12 protein-coding genes and 1 pseudogene are annotated in these 15,273 nt (G+C 35.2%); 5 read left to right on the top strand and 8 right to left on the bottom strand.

Features of this window, described 5'->3' with window-relative positions:
• Window positions 1-531 precede the first annotated feature (531 nt).
• Together CXF67_RS16490 and CXF67_RS16485 are read right to left on the bottom strand one after the other, a co-directional pair.
• A complete protein-coding gene (locus tag CXF67_RS16490; RefSeq protein WP_102089737.1) occupies window positions 532-837 on the bottom strand; it encodes a hypothetical protein in 306 nt (101 codons plus the stop codon).
• A gap of 322 nt (window positions 838-1,159) precedes the next feature.
• Window positions 1,160-2,044 carry a T9SS type A sorting domain-containing protein gene (locus CXF67_RS16485; protein ID WP_102089736.1) on the bottom strand — a complete coding sequence of 295 codons (885 nt, stop codon included), beginning with the start codon at window positions 2,042-2,044 and terminating at the stop codon, window positions 1,160-1,162.
• Window positions 2,045-2,982: 938 nt separating this feature from the next.
• Between CXF67_RS16485 and CXF67_RS16475 the strand changes: the two genes are divergently transcribed.
• Window positions 2,983-3,369 (top strand): hypothetical protein, encoded by a 387-nt coding sequence (locus CXF67_RS16475; protein ID WP_102089735.1) that lies wholly within the window; start codon window positions 2,983-2,985, stop codon window positions 3,367-3,369.
• Between the two features lie 957 nt (window positions 3,370-4,326).
• Window positions 4,327-4,476 (top strand): hypothetical protein, encoded by a 150-nt coding sequence (locus tag CXF67_RS19345; RefSeq protein ID WP_180957999.1) that lies wholly within the window; start codon window positions 4,327-4,329, stop codon window positions 4,474-4,476.
• A 42-nt stretch (window positions 4,477-4,518) separates the two neighbouring features.
• On the opposite strand, the gene CXF67_RS16470 is transcribed toward CXF67_RS19345, so the two are convergent.
• Genes CXF67_RS16470 through CXF67_RS16455 form a run of 4 tightly spaced genes read right to left on the bottom strand, consistent with a single transcriptional unit; the run spans window position 4,519 to window position 9,680 of the window.
• Window positions 4,519-6,714 carry a PepSY domain-containing protein gene (locus CXF67_RS16470; protein ID WP_102089734.1) on the bottom strand — a complete coding sequence of 732 codons (2,196 nt, stop codon included), beginning with the start codon at window positions 6,712-6,714 and terminating at the stop codon, window positions 4,519-4,521.
• Between the two features lie 9 nt (window positions 6,715-6,723).
• The gene (locus CXF67_RS16465; protein ID WP_102089733.1) at window positions 6,724-7,209 is read right to left on the bottom strand and encodes a DUF2271 domain-containing protein; all 486 of its coding nucleotides are present in this window, start codon (window positions 7,207-7,209) and stop codon (window positions 6,724-6,726) included.
• A gap of 34 nt (window positions 7,210-7,243) precedes the next feature.
• Window positions 7,244-8,767 carry an ankyrin repeat domain-containing protein gene (locus CXF67_RS16460; RefSeq protein ID WP_102089732.1) on the bottom strand — a complete coding sequence of 508 codons (1,524 nt, stop codon included), beginning with the start codon at window positions 8,765-8,767 and terminating at the stop codon, window positions 7,244-7,246.
• A 4-nt stretch (window positions 8,768-8,771) separates the two neighbouring features.
• The gene (locus CXF67_RS16455) at window positions 8,772-9,680 is read right to left on the bottom strand and encodes a DUF6607 family protein (RefSeq protein ID WP_102089731.1); all 909 of its coding nucleotides are present in this window, start codon (window positions 9,678-9,680) and stop codon (window positions 8,772-8,774) included.
• 111 nt (window positions 9,681-9,791) lie between these two features.
• Between CXF67_RS16455 and CXF67_RS16450 the strand changes: the two genes are divergently transcribed.
• The 3 genes from CXF67_RS16450 to CXF67_RS16440 all read left to right on the top strand — a co-directional run bounded on the left by CXF67_RS16450 (window position 9,792) and on the right by CXF67_RS16440 (window position 12,921).
• Window positions 9,792-11,873, top strand: coding sequence for a TonB-dependent receptor plug domain-containing protein (locus CXF67_RS16450; RefSeq protein WP_102089730.1), 2,082 nt, complete (start codon window positions 9,792-9,794; stop codon window positions 11,871-11,873).
• A gap of 26 nt (window positions 11,874-11,899) precedes the next feature.
• A complete protein-coding gene (locus CXF67_RS16445; RefSeq protein WP_180957998.1) occupies window positions 11,900-12,529 on the top strand; it encodes an HmuY family protein in 630 nt (209 codons plus the stop codon).
• Window positions 12,530-12,690: 161 nt separating this feature from the next.
• Window positions 12,691-12,921 (top strand): hypothetical protein, encoded by a 231-nt coding sequence (locus CXF67_RS16440; protein ID WP_102089728.1) that lies wholly within the window; start codon window positions 12,691-12,693, stop codon window positions 12,919-12,921.
• Here CXF67_RS16440 and CXF67_RS16435 read toward each other — a convergent pair.
• On the bottom strand, window positions 12,897-13,415 hold the full coding sequence (locus CXF67_RS16435; RefSeq protein ID WP_102089727.1) for an imelysin family protein: 519 nt from the start codon (window positions 13,413-13,415) through the stop codon (window positions 12,897-12,899). The two genes, CXF67_RS16440 and CXF67_RS16435, sit on opposite strands and share 25 nt — an antisense overlap.
• A pseudogene (locus CXF67_RS18990) lies at window positions 13,360-13,956 on the bottom strand (imelysin family protein). The gene CXF67_RS16435 and the pseudogene CXF67_RS18990 overlap by 56 nt, the downstream one beginning before the upstream one ends.
• Between the last annotated feature and the right edge of the window lie 1,317 nt (window positions 13,957-15,273).

Raw genomic sequence — 15,273 nt, 5'->3', positions numbered from 1 at the left:
GAAGTTATGGATTTAATGGTTTCAACTTTTATTTTGCATACCATTTCGTTTAGCCATTTTTTCAAATCTTCCATAGTTTCAAAATGCCTGTTTTTGAATCTACTTTTGAGATACTGTCATATTTGTTCTTATGGATTTTGTTCTGGATTGTACCGAGGAATCTTTAGTAAATATATATTATCTGGTATTCTATTTTTTTATAGAATGAAATCCCGCATTGTCAATACCAACAATTTTATATTCTTTGGGATTATAATTGGATAATCTATTGAGATACGCCTTGAAAATATCGGTATTCACACTATTAACTTCCCAAACAAAACTATCTCCATTAATTGGAGAGTAACTTCCATAGTGAATTACCTGCTTGTTTTATAAACAAGCAGGTAATTCACTATGGATTTGATTCCAGAGGCTTCAAGATAGGAGCCTAAATGGTTCATCATTCCATATCGTGCTTCCTCTTGTAAAGATAAATTTACGGAGTCAAATTTATCTTTATTTAAACTTAATATGCTATTATATAGATCACTAGGGGGTTTTAAAAAGCTTTTCAGCCTCCACATCTTTTTTATAGTGAGATTTTTGAGTGCTTTTAAGGTTCGTCTTCAAATGCAGTATTACATAATGGCGCAGTAAATAATATTTAAAATGCATTCCATATTGCTTATATACCCATGACTTAGCTTCCCAATAGCCTAGAAAAGGTGTCGTGCTAGAATTAATACGCATTTTTAAACCTTGATGAATTTCTGAAGTTATTATTCTTGACTTAATAATCATAGGTTGATCAGTTAATAAACCTTTTATTCCTAAGGCTACATATTTTTTGTCCAAGGCTGTTGGATTCTTGGACTAATTGTTAAATAATCTGCAAGTTTGTTCCTAGTTTTAAAACGCTTGTTAAGGATAGATTAAAGCCAGATTACTCGTTTTTCAAGCCTATGACTCTATTGCTTTTTTCGAAGTTATTTTAGTTCAAATACACTTTCTGCTACCTGGAATTCATAAGGTTTTACCATTATTAATCGAAAACAATAATAACGACATTAACTATTTAAATTTATATAAGTTTATTTTATCATGATTTTTAGTACAAAAAAAGGATTGTCTTTTTAGACAATCCTTTTAAAATAACATTAAGTATTATAAAATTCGGTTATTCTATAACAACTTTTTTGGATAGTGAACCTGCAGAAGTTTCAATCTTTAAAATATAGATACCACTTGCAAGATTAGAAACATTTATTTCACCGTTCGCAATTGCTACACCCGTATTTCTACCTAACACATCGTATAAATCAGCTGATAAAAGCTCAAGGTTTGAAGGAATGTTTACTTTTAAAAAGTAATTTACTGGGTTTGGAAAAACTGAAATCTGAGATAAAGAAAAATCATCAGATCCTAAAGTTACATCACCAATCAAATTTAAAATTATGTTTTGGTCCCCAAAACCTATACCTTCAAGTGTAACCGGAGCAATCAGACCACAAGGCTCAGCAGATATATAACTAGGTTCATCTTCGCCCTCCACATTATGACCTATTCTAAAATCATAATTATCAGGAACTGCAGGGCTTGCAGAAATATCTACAGCTACAATAAGCTCAGTTGAGGCGTCTAGGTCTACTGGAGTTTCAAACATAATTTCAAAAGTAGCACCATCATCTGCTGCGGAAACTTCAAAATCCTGTGAAGCAATTTCCGTTAATGTTCCATCAGGAAATTTATCATCTGATGTATACAATCTTACTGTGTTGGTAACAGTAGGGTCACTCCCTCCTACGTCAGTAAATTCTGCTACAAAGCCAACACCCATTGCCGTAAAACTTCCAGAAAAACCAAAATCTTCAGGAAAATATGCTCTGTAATAAATGTTGTCTGAAACACCTTCATCACCAGTATTTGGCTCATCATCTGGATTTGATGCACAAGCTACAGAACCTCCAATAGATTCTTGACTTGCAGAATGAGACAAGGTCTCCTGTGCATACATTCCTATTGATATAAGGAATGTTGCAACTAAAAATGTAATTTTTTTCATATTTTTATTTTAAGTTATTATTAATAAGTAAATATAATTTTTTTTTGGTTTAAATGTTATTTTTTAGAAAAAATATGCATAAAAAAGTTAAAAGATTATTAAATTAATTTGCTCTTGAACTGGAAGCATCGTGTAAAAAAAATCCGTTTATGTGTAAAACAACACACACACCTTATTAGTATAACAGATTGTACAACCAGGTAGTCTGTAAAAGTGATTTCTGGTCCTACTAGGAATGCAGAAAACACCACAATACTACCTATAATATTGTGGTGTAAACCGGTAAATGCCATTGTAGTGGTTATAATAAAGATAATGACAATAGGACTTATTGTATATTTTATGGAGATGATGAGCCAAGATAGTAGTCCATCAACTACACGACAAATATGGCACTTACCAAAATAACATTCCAACCAAAATGCGCGACGTGAGTCCCTATTGCAATAACTGTTTTGTGATCAAATATGCCTAGTTTAGGCCCTATCCATAAAAATATCAATAAACAAGATTATATACTCATTAAGGAAGTTGATAAATGGAGTTTAATGGAATGGTTTGATGAGTAAAAAAATTACTTTCATAGTTTAAATAATGTCAAAGAATAAGACCATTAATAACTTGAATAATGAACATTTAAAAAAATAAGAAACATCTGACAATTTTGTAGAATAGCCAAATATTAAAAACGTGCGATTTATTGATAATGTATAAAAATATTACCAGAGATCGTAGCCAATATTAATATTGTTGCCAACATAAAACTTAGTGAAAAATTGAGATATTTTTCTTATGAAGCTGACTACTATTTTCACTAACCCCTGTTAATAGTGGGACATGAATTACTTAAGTCTAATAATCATATTTAATTTATTGTTATCATAACCTTTAAATTAACAAGATCATAAACTACTAATTGTAAAAAATATATACATAAAATGAAGTCTCGATTTAAAATATTAACAGAAGATCTTGATTGCCTAATCAATATAAATTTTAAGTTTCTAGACTACCCTTATTTACATTATTGTAGCTCTGAAAAGGATTCTTGTCTAGATCCATTTGAAGACATTAATAAAAGGGATGACTATTCTGATCAACTTGCACCACTCGTCTTTTGGACAAAAAGTGAAATAATAGCAAGTTTGAATACTCTAAAAAAACACCTAATAAATGGATTGTATTTGTTTGAGAGGGACCTAATTTGGAAAATGGAATGTTTAATTACTCCTGCTCAAATAATAATCGAGATCGAAAATTTAATAAACCATTTAATGGATAATAATGAAAATAGATTGGCAACCCTGGTAGAATATGAATATTAAACTCATAATGATACAGAGTCATTTAATGATGTAGATCCCTATTCTTAAAGATAAAGTTCATAGTCACGATGAAAAATAATTTTAGAGAATGGTTCACAATAATTAAATAGAGGCTTAGCTATATTCATTACAGGATAAAATTGAACCAAAAACTATTGACAATAACTAAGCATATAGTTGGCCGATAGGCCATCACTTCAACAGGCTTAGTGGAGTCCGCTATATGATTTGTTGACTGATATGGAGTTTTTAAATATGAGGAATTCGATGAGTTGGCAAGAACCTTACAAAAAGAGAAGGTTGTTTTTGAGTGCTTTATAGGCCTTTTTATTTAGTTGCTTGTTCAGGTAAGCTGCTTTTAGGGTGATTGCCTTTTGTTTGTGTCAGAATCTGCTGTTTTTTAACATTTTCTTTATTATACCAATTCAAACCTATAATGTCGCAATAAATTGTTTCTTTTTCATCTGCTCTTCATCAAAAATAATTACCGTAACTAAGGCTATGCTAATTATTTTTAATTTCAATCCATCTAAAAATATGTTCTGAGCTACACCGTGGAATGACTTAATTTATTGACACGACATTATAAACTTAATTTTGTACTAGTAAATCAAGTCTCTTTAGAACTGTTTTTTAATCTTTGTATTCAAGTAGTTTATTCTCTATAATTTGTTTGTAATCCCTGGAGTCCCTCGGCTTACAAAAGGTAAAAAAGTGTGATCAAGGTTTCCTTTTTACAACTTGGACAATAGCGATGGAGAGGTTTCTCTTGAATGGCAAAGGGTATTATGTGTGCTAAGTTTTCATCTCTAAATTTCAGTTACTTTCAAAGTTGCGTCTGCTTTTTAGTGTGTTAAAGAATCAAATCTTTGAGCGATTTCAGCTCTTGCTGCTTAAAGACCATAGCAAGGTTCTGTTTCATTCTTTGTACGTGAATTTTGGTTTAAGGATGTCTCTTTGGCAACACTATTCCCAATAGAGCACTTCAATTTTGGATATGAACTTTTTAAAAGCCTTCATTTCTCTTGGGATAAACTCAAGGTAGATGGTGATGAGGTAAAGAAAATAGGCATTGCTAATTTTACTTTAGGCGAACTGTCCGTTTAAGTTTTTCGATAGTGACTTTGCATTTCGGCGCTCAGGTCTTTTTTAGTAACAATCCATCTTTAACTGACTATTATGCTGAAGTTCGTCGAGACTAGTTGCAGAATATTCTGCGAGTAAATTTTCCAACACATCTAAAACATCGTGTTGCATCGCAAGCGAACCACAAATCATAACCACACCACCTTCTTGAACTGTTTTGAGAACACTATCCTTTTGTTGAATTACCAGATTTTGGACGTATTCTTTATTTCCTTCTCTTGAATGGGATTTATGGATTGTGTTATTTTGATTTTTCGAGATAGTTCCTTTAAGAATGTCATCATAAATAGCTGATGAAGCTACGGACCTACCTCCCCAAAATAAGTTAATTGTTGTGTCGCAATTCTGTTCTATCATTCCCAAGAATGGGGCTATCCCAGTTCCGTTTGCTATCAATACTGCAGCAGTCGTTTTTTTAGGGAAATGAAAATGTTGATTAATATCTACTGCGGCCTTAATTGTGTCTCCTTTATTTAATCTGTAGAGATTGGAGGAGCACTGGCCAAACTCGTGTTTTTTGATGCTTAACAGTATTTCATCGCCTATTCTGGCAATAGAATATTTACGGGTAATAGGAGTTCCTTTTATTAATATGACCAATAAATCGCCAGAAGTGAATTTTATTTTTTTCTTGGGCTTTAATCGAATCAGAAAAGTGTCATCTACATTTAATCCAGTACGTCCCAAAACTTCAAAAGGGATTTGCTTACCCTGCCTTTTAATTTTTTTAGGTTGCTGTATCGATAATGTAATATCAATTTGTTTGCTCAATTGTTTGACCCAGTTTTCAAAATCAGTAGCATCTGCATTATTGATTTTATAAAGTGGGAAGAAGGGTTGAAAATCAGGATGTATTTGCAAGAGTGCATCAACTTTTATGGCAAACCTACAATAGTCTGGATATTCCAATGAACCGAATCCTACTACGGAATATAGGATTTTTTTCGGCTGTTGGATAGTTGAAAAAATAGCTTCAAACTTCCTAGCGTTTGAAGGTGGTTCGCCTTCGCCGTAGGTCGCCGTAAGTATGATGATGCGTTTTGCTTTAGCGAAAGTGCAATAATTATTCAATTCGGTCAGATAGACTTTTTTACCAGTAGCATTCAAACTTGTATAAAGTCGCCTTGCAAAATCAAATGTTGTTCCCGTTTCTGAACCTACTAAAATGACCAATTCACAGTCATCCTTATCTGGCATTATGGAAATGGTTTTCACTTTTTTTCTACGTTTCAGCGTCATCGCAAAACCTGAATATATAAAGAATAGAATGGAAGCACTTGCAAGTAGTAAAATAATAGACCAAAAGACATTTCCTTCGCCTGTATGCAGCTTCCAACTTAAATGGGATGCCAATGCTACAAAAGGATAATTGACTTCACTTACAGTCTGTCCTGTTTGTTGATTGATCCTTATTTCCTTATTCTTTAATGCGATTTGATAATACTCTTCAGGATTTTCAGAAAATGGAAAATCTACCTTTCTTATTTGGTCAAGCGTGGTTGTCTTAAAAAAAGGAATATCCATAATACGCTCAAAACGTTCTGTCGTATCTGTACTGCTAATTTCTATATGTGTAATAGTAGCATTGGGTAGCAATTCAAATTTTTCTACGGAAAGATAGACACCTGTAAAAGCAAGAATAACAATTGGAATAAAAAACCAACGACTTAAAATAACATGGTATCGAAGTTCAAAATAATCTTTTTGAACTTTTGAAAAAAGACGTTTAAAACCGCCTTGCCTTTTGGCGAGAAGCAATACTCCAGTACTGGTAATTAGTAAAAGTATAAAGGAAATCAAACCCACAAAAAACCGTCCGATGCTTTTAAGAAAAAGAGAACGATGCAGATTGGTGGCAAAACTATAAATGAAGGGCCGCTCTTGTATTCGGCCCAATTCTAAGCCGGTGTTTGGATCGATATAGATATCGAGTATTTCCATTTCCAGAGTAAGAACAGAGGCCTTTACAAAACCCGATGTTTCTACTTCGAGTGCAAATACGTCGTCGTAATTTTTTTTCAGCGCGTCAATGGTAGTCCCTAAAGATATCTTGTCCAAATTTTGAACGGCATAGCCTTTAGCTTGATGCGAAATGGGCTCAATGGCTAAAATCACACCTGTCACCGAGGCAATGATTAAAAACAAAGAAGAAGCAAGGGCAAGTATAAAATGACTGTATCGCCAAATAGAAATTGTCATAGGTAATTTTTACTGCGGAAGCATTTTTATATAGCGTATGAACCCTTTTCCCTCTTTTTTGGATTTAAGATTTTCTGTGGTTAACTCAAATTGAATATCAGCGGCATAATAGTCTTGGTCTTCTACCGAAGTTTCAAAACGCAGGCTGTATCCTTTATCAACTTTATTGGCTGGAATTTGCAATACTGTAACGCTACGTTCGCCACCGCTTATCGTTGCACTCGAAATAGCATCGATATTAGGGCGATATTTCCCATAGAATTTCCACCATTCAGGGATTTCACTAAACCATTCACTGTCTTTGCCTTGAACGTAAAGGGTCTCTTCATAGTTGCCAGATGGATTCATTAAAGAAACAATTACATAAGCACCTTCGCCTGTGTAATTGGTCATTTGTATAAGGCATTTTACAGCTTTATTTTCAGTAGTTGTGAATGCCGAGAGCAATAATATTGCGATGACCATCACAGGAATAATTTTAAATAGTGTTTTCATTAAGCTAAATTTTTAAGGCCCATTATGGGCTTATTTATTTTAAAAAATTCAATGAGGTGTTTTGTTTTTGTAAGAGTTCATTTTCGCTGGCCAAGTCAAAAACTGTTTCTTCAAAATCTGTATTGATTTTTGTATCCGCACCTTTTGAGATTAGGTATTTCATCATTTGGTCATCTTCAGCTTTCATAGCAGCAAGGTGCAAAGCCGTTAACCCTTTTTCATTTTTAGCATTGATGTCAATATCAAAATCTACAAGGCGTTTCAACACCCCTAATTCATTGTCTTTGGTGGCAAGATGAAACAGCGTGTTTCCTTCAGCTTGTATGGTGTTTAATTGTATATTTTTTTCTTGAAGCAATTTTAATTTGGCATCAAATTCATTGTGTTTTCTGCTATCAAAAGAGGCTACCAAATAATAAGCGATGGTATTGCCTTTCTTGTCTTTTGCATTTCGACGGCTCTCACTATAAACTTCAGCATCACTTTTCTTATTCAACAAGAATTCCACCACTTCGGGACTGTTACGCTGAAACGCAAACATAAGAGCCAACTGTCCTTCATTATTTGAAGCATCGAAGTCTTTTACGGTTTTGGAAAGTAGTTTTACCATCGCCAGTTCATTGCGGGAAGCTGCATTGAGAAAGGGTGTATTGCCTTCGGCATCTTTTTGGTTTACGTCTGCACCAGCAGTTAGGAAGAATTCAAAAATCGCTGGATCTCTATTGTTGTACGCCAATCTATGTAAGGGCGTGTAGCCGTCTTTGGTCACGATATTAGGCTCAAGACCAAGACTTTTTAAGTACTCATAAACTGCCAATGGATTACTATAACCACGTGTACCTTGTGTTGCGAATAAAAAGGCATTCCCCCCTTTTTTGTTCGATGATTTATAATCCACACCTTTCTTAATAAGCAATTTTAGAAAATCTATATTTCCTTTTTTGGAGGCGTAATTGAAAATACCGTTGCCATCCTTATCTGTGCTATTAAGTTTTAGACCTTTTCCGGTGAAGAAATTCAACTCTTCTTCAATGGAAAGTGATGGCGCAACCAGTAAAAGTAGGTTCGCACCACTTTCATTTTTCTCATTAAGAAGATTTACACCGTGACTTTCAAAAGCGTTATACAAGGCTTTGTTTTTCTGACCTGCATTTGCTGCAAAGGCAAGTGGCGTATAACCGTGACTGTCTAATTTCGAAACAGAAGAACCCTTATCGAGTAAAAAATTGACCATTTCGGTTTGTCCAGCATAGGCCGCCCAATGCAGATAGATACGGCTATCGTGGGTTTTTTTATCCACAGGATTTCCCTCAAAAGACAAGAGGTGCCATATGATACTATCATCTGCATTTTCAAGTAAGGCATAGATTACGGCATCAAATGCATTATCATTTAAGGCGGTCGCATCATTGCCATCAGCGATTTTTTGCTTTACGGTTTCCAAATCTGGATTGTCCTTCCAAAAGGAACGGTCAAGAAATACATTATCTTGTTGTGCCACAGCAACGATGCTCATAAAGAGCATAGCAAGCAGTGTTATATATTTCAAAATCTTCATCTTACTATTTTTTTACGAAAGATTCAATGACTTCATCAATTTCGGCTTCCTTTTCATAACTTTCTTCTTCAAATAAAAACTTATAGAGCGGCTTATTGTCTACTTTTTCTTCAAGAACAAGGTCTTTATTGCGGCCATAAACTTCATCCCATTTAGCCCGAACTAAAGCCCATTTTTTGTCATTGTCCTTCCACCATTGTGAGGCAGCAGCACATTTGCTGTCCTCTACTTTTACATAGGTGTTATATCCTTTTTCCTTAGCCAATACGATATCTTCCTTGCCAGTCTCACGGATAATTTTGGTATTATCTTGGTCATGTACCCAACCGTAATCTGTAATTTCGTGACGGTTACCGCGCATCAACAGGTTGTAGTCGCTTCTGGTGGTATATTCCCGTCTTGCTAAAGGTGCAGGCGTGGTGTTTTCCCAATAACTTTTACCATCTACATGTACCCAAGAGCCAGACCCTTCATAACGCGGGCTGTCATCTACTTGAAATACTTTCTGTGTCCATTGTCCTGTGACTTCGGGAGAAGGGAATTCTTTAAACTTCCATTCATTTTCTGCGTTGTAAGAGTACAAATCTGTGTTCTCAAACAACCAATCTTGACGCCAATGCTTCATAACCATAGGTTCGGCAGGATTACCTACTTGTAACAAATGCTGAATTTGGATTTTATCATCTGTATCGGTCACTAATTGTGCCCATTCCAAACCTTTGACCATTTTCGTTTTTGAGGGCTTGTAAAGCGAATCGGTGCTGTAATTAAAGGTTTCTGCAAAGTTAAAAGCGACCTCAAAACAGCCACACATATTTTTGATGGCTTCTCGGTCTTCTTTCTTATTTGATGTTTGAGAAATGGCACTTAAAGATAAAAATAGTGCTACTAAGGTGTACAAAGGTGTTTTCATTATCAGTGATTTATTGATTTTAAAATTCATTGACAAAAATAGTAATTTTTATTTATTCTAAATAAGAATAATTTATATATTTGCACTCTATTAAGATTCTTTCTAAATAAAATGACCTACAAACAGCTTATAATTAGCACTTTAACTATTTTATCTTTCTCAAAAGGGCTTTCTCAAAAAGTGGCAGATAGTACGAAAGTCAATAAATTAGAGGAAATTATCTTAACTGCAACACGCACAGAAAGACAACTTTCTTCCCTGCCATTACCTGTTACTTTAATCTCAAAAAAGAAAATTTTACAATCAGGTACGATTCGTTTGAATGAAATACTTAATGAGCAAACAGGAATTATAACCGTGAGTGATGAAAGCGGTTTTGAAGGTGTACAAATTCAAGGTATCGCATCAGATTATATTTTGATACTCATAGATGGAGTACCACTCGTAGGAAGAAGTGCTGGAAATTTTGATTTGAGCAGGTTGACGGTTGGGAATATCAAGCATATTGAAGTGGTAAAAGGCCCATCGAGCAGTCTTTATGGTTCTGAAGCTTTGGGCGGTGTCATCAATATTATTACGGAAAAACCAAAATCTGAAGAACTGCAAGGAAACGTTTCTTATCGCATCGGCAGTTTTACGCAACAGGACATCAATATGGATATAAAGCAACGTTTCAAGAAATTACGATATGGCTTTTTTGCAAACCGTTTTTCAAGTGAAGGTTATGACTTAAACCCTGATTTAGAAGGGCAAACGGTAAATCCTTTTGAAAACTATACAGTAAACGGACGGGTTTACTATGACTTTAATGACAAATTATCTCTGTTCACTTCGGCTCGATTTTATGACCAAGTGCAGGATGCCGGATTTACATTTAACGATGTGCAATTTGAAGGCGATAGTAAGGAACGGGAATGGAACGCCCACGCAAGGCTTGACCAAAAATGGAACGAAAAATTCACTACCTCTTACGAATTTTATTACACCAATTATACCGCTAATGAACGACTTGCTGACCCAATTTCTGATGATGTGTTGAGCGATAGTGATTTTGACCAAAAATTATTACGCCCTGAAATCCGTGGAAGTTACGCTTTCGCTAAAGCGGGAACAATTACCGCAGGTCTTGGCTTACAGTACGACCAGTTGGACAGGACATTTTTTGATGAGACTGTGAGTTTCAATTCGCAATATATCTATGCGCAATACGATGTAAATCCCATAGAGCGATTGAATGTGATTGCAGGGGCACGTTTTGATAATCATTCAGAATATAGTAATCAATTTAGTCCCAAACTGGCCATGCGCTATAAGTTGACCGATGCATTCGCTGTAAAAGGTTCGGTAGGCTATGGTTTTAAGGCACCAGACTTTAGACAGTTATATTTTGACTTTACCAATTCGGCAGTTGGTTATACGGTTCTGGGTTATAATGTGGCTTTGGAAAAATTACAAGAGCTTCAAGAACAAGGACAAATTCTTGATGTGGTAGTTTCGGAAGATGACTTAAACAATCCGTTAGAAGCTGAAAGTTCCGTAGGCTATAACTTGGGCTTTACGTTTAAAGAAGGGAAATGGAACAGTGAGCTGAATTTCTTCAGAAACGATATTAAAAACCTTATTGATACCCGCATTATCGCCAGAAAGACAAACGGTCAAAATGTGTTCAGCTATGTCAATTTCGATGAAATCTACACCACGGGATTTGAAATCAACACAGGTTATAAAATTAATGACGCCATAAACTTGAGTGCAGGCTACCAGCTTTTGTACGCCTACGATAAAAAGAAACAACAAGATGTAGAAAATGGTCAGGTATTTGCCCGCGACCCGGCAACAAATCAGACCGTGGCGGTCACGCAGTCCGATTATTTCGGGCTCGTGAACCGCTCACGGCACAATGCCAACTTCAAGGTTTTTTACGATATCGCTTCCGCGAAAGCGAACATTAATCTAAGACTTCTTTACCGTAGCAAATATGCCCAGTTTGACACTAATGGAAATGGGCTTATCGATTCTTATGACACCAGTTTCATCGATGGTTTTTTAACAGCAAATATAGCGGCCAGCAAAATCTTTTACGAAGATTTTACTTTACAGGTAGGGGCAAACAACTTGCTGGACTATACGGACAATAACATCCCAACGTTACCGGGAATCCAAGGATACATTAAACTCAATTATCAATTTTAACTTTAAATACAATCAAAATGACAACAATGAAAACATTACAAACACTAACAGTAGCAATATTATTTATAGGATTTGCTTCGTGCAGTAGCGACGATGATAATATACCAACGCCAGACCCAGTTCAATCAGAACAAGTCAGCAATCTCTTTGCACCTCAAACTGGTGGTCAAGGACAACCCGTAGGTGGCGATTTCGCAAAGTTTGACTTTGAAACGGGTGCAGAAACTACCAGCGATACCGATTGGGATATTGCCTTTAGAGGAACAACAATTGCCGTCAATGGCGGTACTGTTTCGGGTACGGACGATGAGCCTGTGCGAACGGGCGAAGCTGGTGCAACTATCGCAACGGGAACTTTTGCAAGCGTAACAACTGCGGAAGGACTAACATTTGCCCAAGATGCAAATGCGTCATTTGCCATCCCAACAGGTAGCGATAACGGATGGTATAATTATAATCCGCAGGTAAATATCATTACGCCTATTCCTGGAAAAATCTTAGTCTTTAAAACCACAGCAGGAAACTATGCAAAAGTGGAAATCTTAAGTTATTATGAAAATGCCCCTGCAAATCCAGACCCACAAACTGATGCAGGTCGATATTACACTTTTAATTATGAGTATAATCCGAATGTGGGCGAGACTTCTTTAGAATAAATTATTTATTTAGTTCGACAAGGAAGCTCATCTGTAATGGATGGGCTTTTTTTTTTGACATTAGGTCTCATTTTAATGACTTTAAGTTAGTGTTTAATTTTTTTTATGCTTTTAGATAAATCTTGTAGTGTGAATTTTACAAAAAAAAATAACCAACCGTTATGAAAAAAATAATTTTATTGTTCATCTTTCTTTTTTCTTTGCAACTATTTTCTCAAGAGAAAACACCAGTTCCAGAACTTGTTTATTTTAATTGCGATAATACAGGTAATCAAATAAAACGATTTAAAGAAAACGCTCCAATTATAATGTCAGAAGAAAAGATTGGAAATAGTTCAATACGCTTTTCAGTTTATCCAAATCCAACTTACGGTAATATTACACTTGATTGAACAGCCTCTTGAACCTTGGCTCCTTCTGCAGATGATGCACCCCCAGAAATAGCAAGGTCAAACGGAACGGCAGTTGCCTCGACTTTACTCTGGGCTTCGGTCAACAGATTATCTAATTTAAGGGCAAGGGCACTATCAGCTTCCTCGATAATTTCTTTTAAAGAGCGGCCATTTATGGTGCCGTAGATTCCTTTAAATACATTTACTATCCCTGCTAAATTCAAGCGGATATCTCTATGGGGATTATCACTAAAACAAGAGTGTTTATCTTCTTGGTCTTGGTTTTGGAGTGCTACCGCCATACGTTCAATGGCCAAATCGCTTCTGGAAAGCTCTGCAATACCATCAATAAGTTCTTTTAAAGAAGTATTGGTGTCTTGTGCCAGAAATTTTTCTTTGTAAGGTCCTGACCATTCGTTTATTATTACTTGGAGATGGTCAACAACAAGTTCTGCACAAAGATCTAAATACAGCATTGTTCGCGGTGCCACCATCTACAAAATCTGTAAAAGGGCGCAGACCTGGTTGGTTTGAATCGGGGTTTGTTAAGTCTTGTTCCCAGAGCAAAAATTCAATGGCGTGGTATCCTATGGATATATTTTCTTCTCCACCTTCACCGTTCTGGCTTGCCAAGGTCTCTTTTGTAAGGGTTGGAAAATCTGTAGGATTATTAATGATGCCCGAGTTGGCATTACCATCCACATAATCAACATAAGCCTAGTCAAGGGGCCAAGAGTTCAATAACCCCTCAATTTCCTCTGTATCTCCAGAATCTATAGGGCCGTTTGCGAAACGGTAAGCCTCTGAAGGTCCGTAACTTTCTCTCGCAGTAAGCCAAGCCTGTTTAGCCACTTCAAAAGCCGCTTGTGTAGGTTTAGATATAAAGGTGTTGATGGCTGTTTTCGAGGCTTGTGCGTCAGCCTGTGCATCTTGATAATTTTTTAATATGATGGCCGAATAATTGGATACTACATCATCACGGTCTAAGCTGTTATCTGATAATGTAGTTTTATCATCATCATTGGAACATGACACGAAATCACGCTTGTTGACATGGCAAATAATACGATTGGAAGTAATTCCTTTTTCATTTTAATAAGTATTGAATTTTTAATTAATATGTTAAGTACAGATTTAAAAGTCTCTACAAAAATGATTATTTTCATTAAATCTAAATAATAATAATACAGATATTTGAACTCTATTAAGATTAGTTATAAATAAAGTGAAGTGTAAATGTCTAATTATAAATACTTTGACTATTTTATTTTTTTGAAAGTAGTTTCCTAAGAGGGTGTAGATAGCACTCAAGTCAATAATTTAGAGGAAGTTATACTTACGGCTATGCGTACAGAAAGACAACCTTCATCTTTATCATTGCCAGTCACTTTAATTTTAATTTTTTTACAATAGACTACAATTCGCTTGGATGAAATATTAAGCGAGCAAACAGTAATTATAATCGTGGCCGATGAAAGGGTTTTGAAGGTTTACAAATTCAAGGGATCTCATCAGGTTATATTTTGATTCTTATAGATAGAGTGCCACTTATGTGTAGAAGTGCAGGAAATTTTGATTTGAGAGGGCTTACGGTGGTCAATATAAAACAGATTTAGGTGGTAAAAGGACCTTCGAGCAGTCTTTACGGTTCTGAAGCTCTGGGTGAAGTCATCAATATTATTACGAAAAAACCAAAATATAAAGAACTGCAAGGAAACGTTTTTTATCGCATAGGCAGTTTTGTACAACAAGATATCAATCTTTACATTCGGTCGAGTTTCAAAAAAAGGCATGACTCCTTTTAGTTTTAACTAGTAACGGAACCTCAAACATGTTCTATTTCTTACAACAATTTAAACCTATAATCTTTCAAAAAAAGCCTGTACCGAATTCATTTCGGTACAGGCTTTTTTTGTCTGCTTTTGTCTAAAATAATTACAATAACTAAAGCTACACTCATTATTTTTAACTTCAATCAATCAAATAAATAATTCAACTTATTTATACGACATTATTAATTTAATGTTATAAATTATTTCGGTTGTTCTGTTTGGCAGATGATCTGACGTTCTCCAGTAACAGATGCGTCTAAATGTTGTGACCAAGATTAATTTCTATAAAAAAAAAAAAAGAGAATCAGTGAATACTCCGTCACGGCCTTTATACTTAAACAATATACGCTATCAGAAGGTTACAGAATATGAGTAACACGTCTTAATTCTGTGCGGGTTTTTATTTCAAGAAATTACTTATAGATTAATAAATCTATATCCTTTACTGCCGTTTGGCCTCTAAAAGTGATCTGATAACTATTGGATCACTTTGTGTATATTAGTATCTATAATTCTAATG

This window comes from Psychroflexus sp. MES1-P1E (assembly GCF_002836055.1).
Classification (GTDB): domain Bacteria; phylum Bacteroidota; class Bacteroidia; order Flavobacteriales; family Flavobacteriaceae; genus Psychroflexus.
This window is presented reverse-complemented; position numbering and strand designations above follow the sequence as displayed.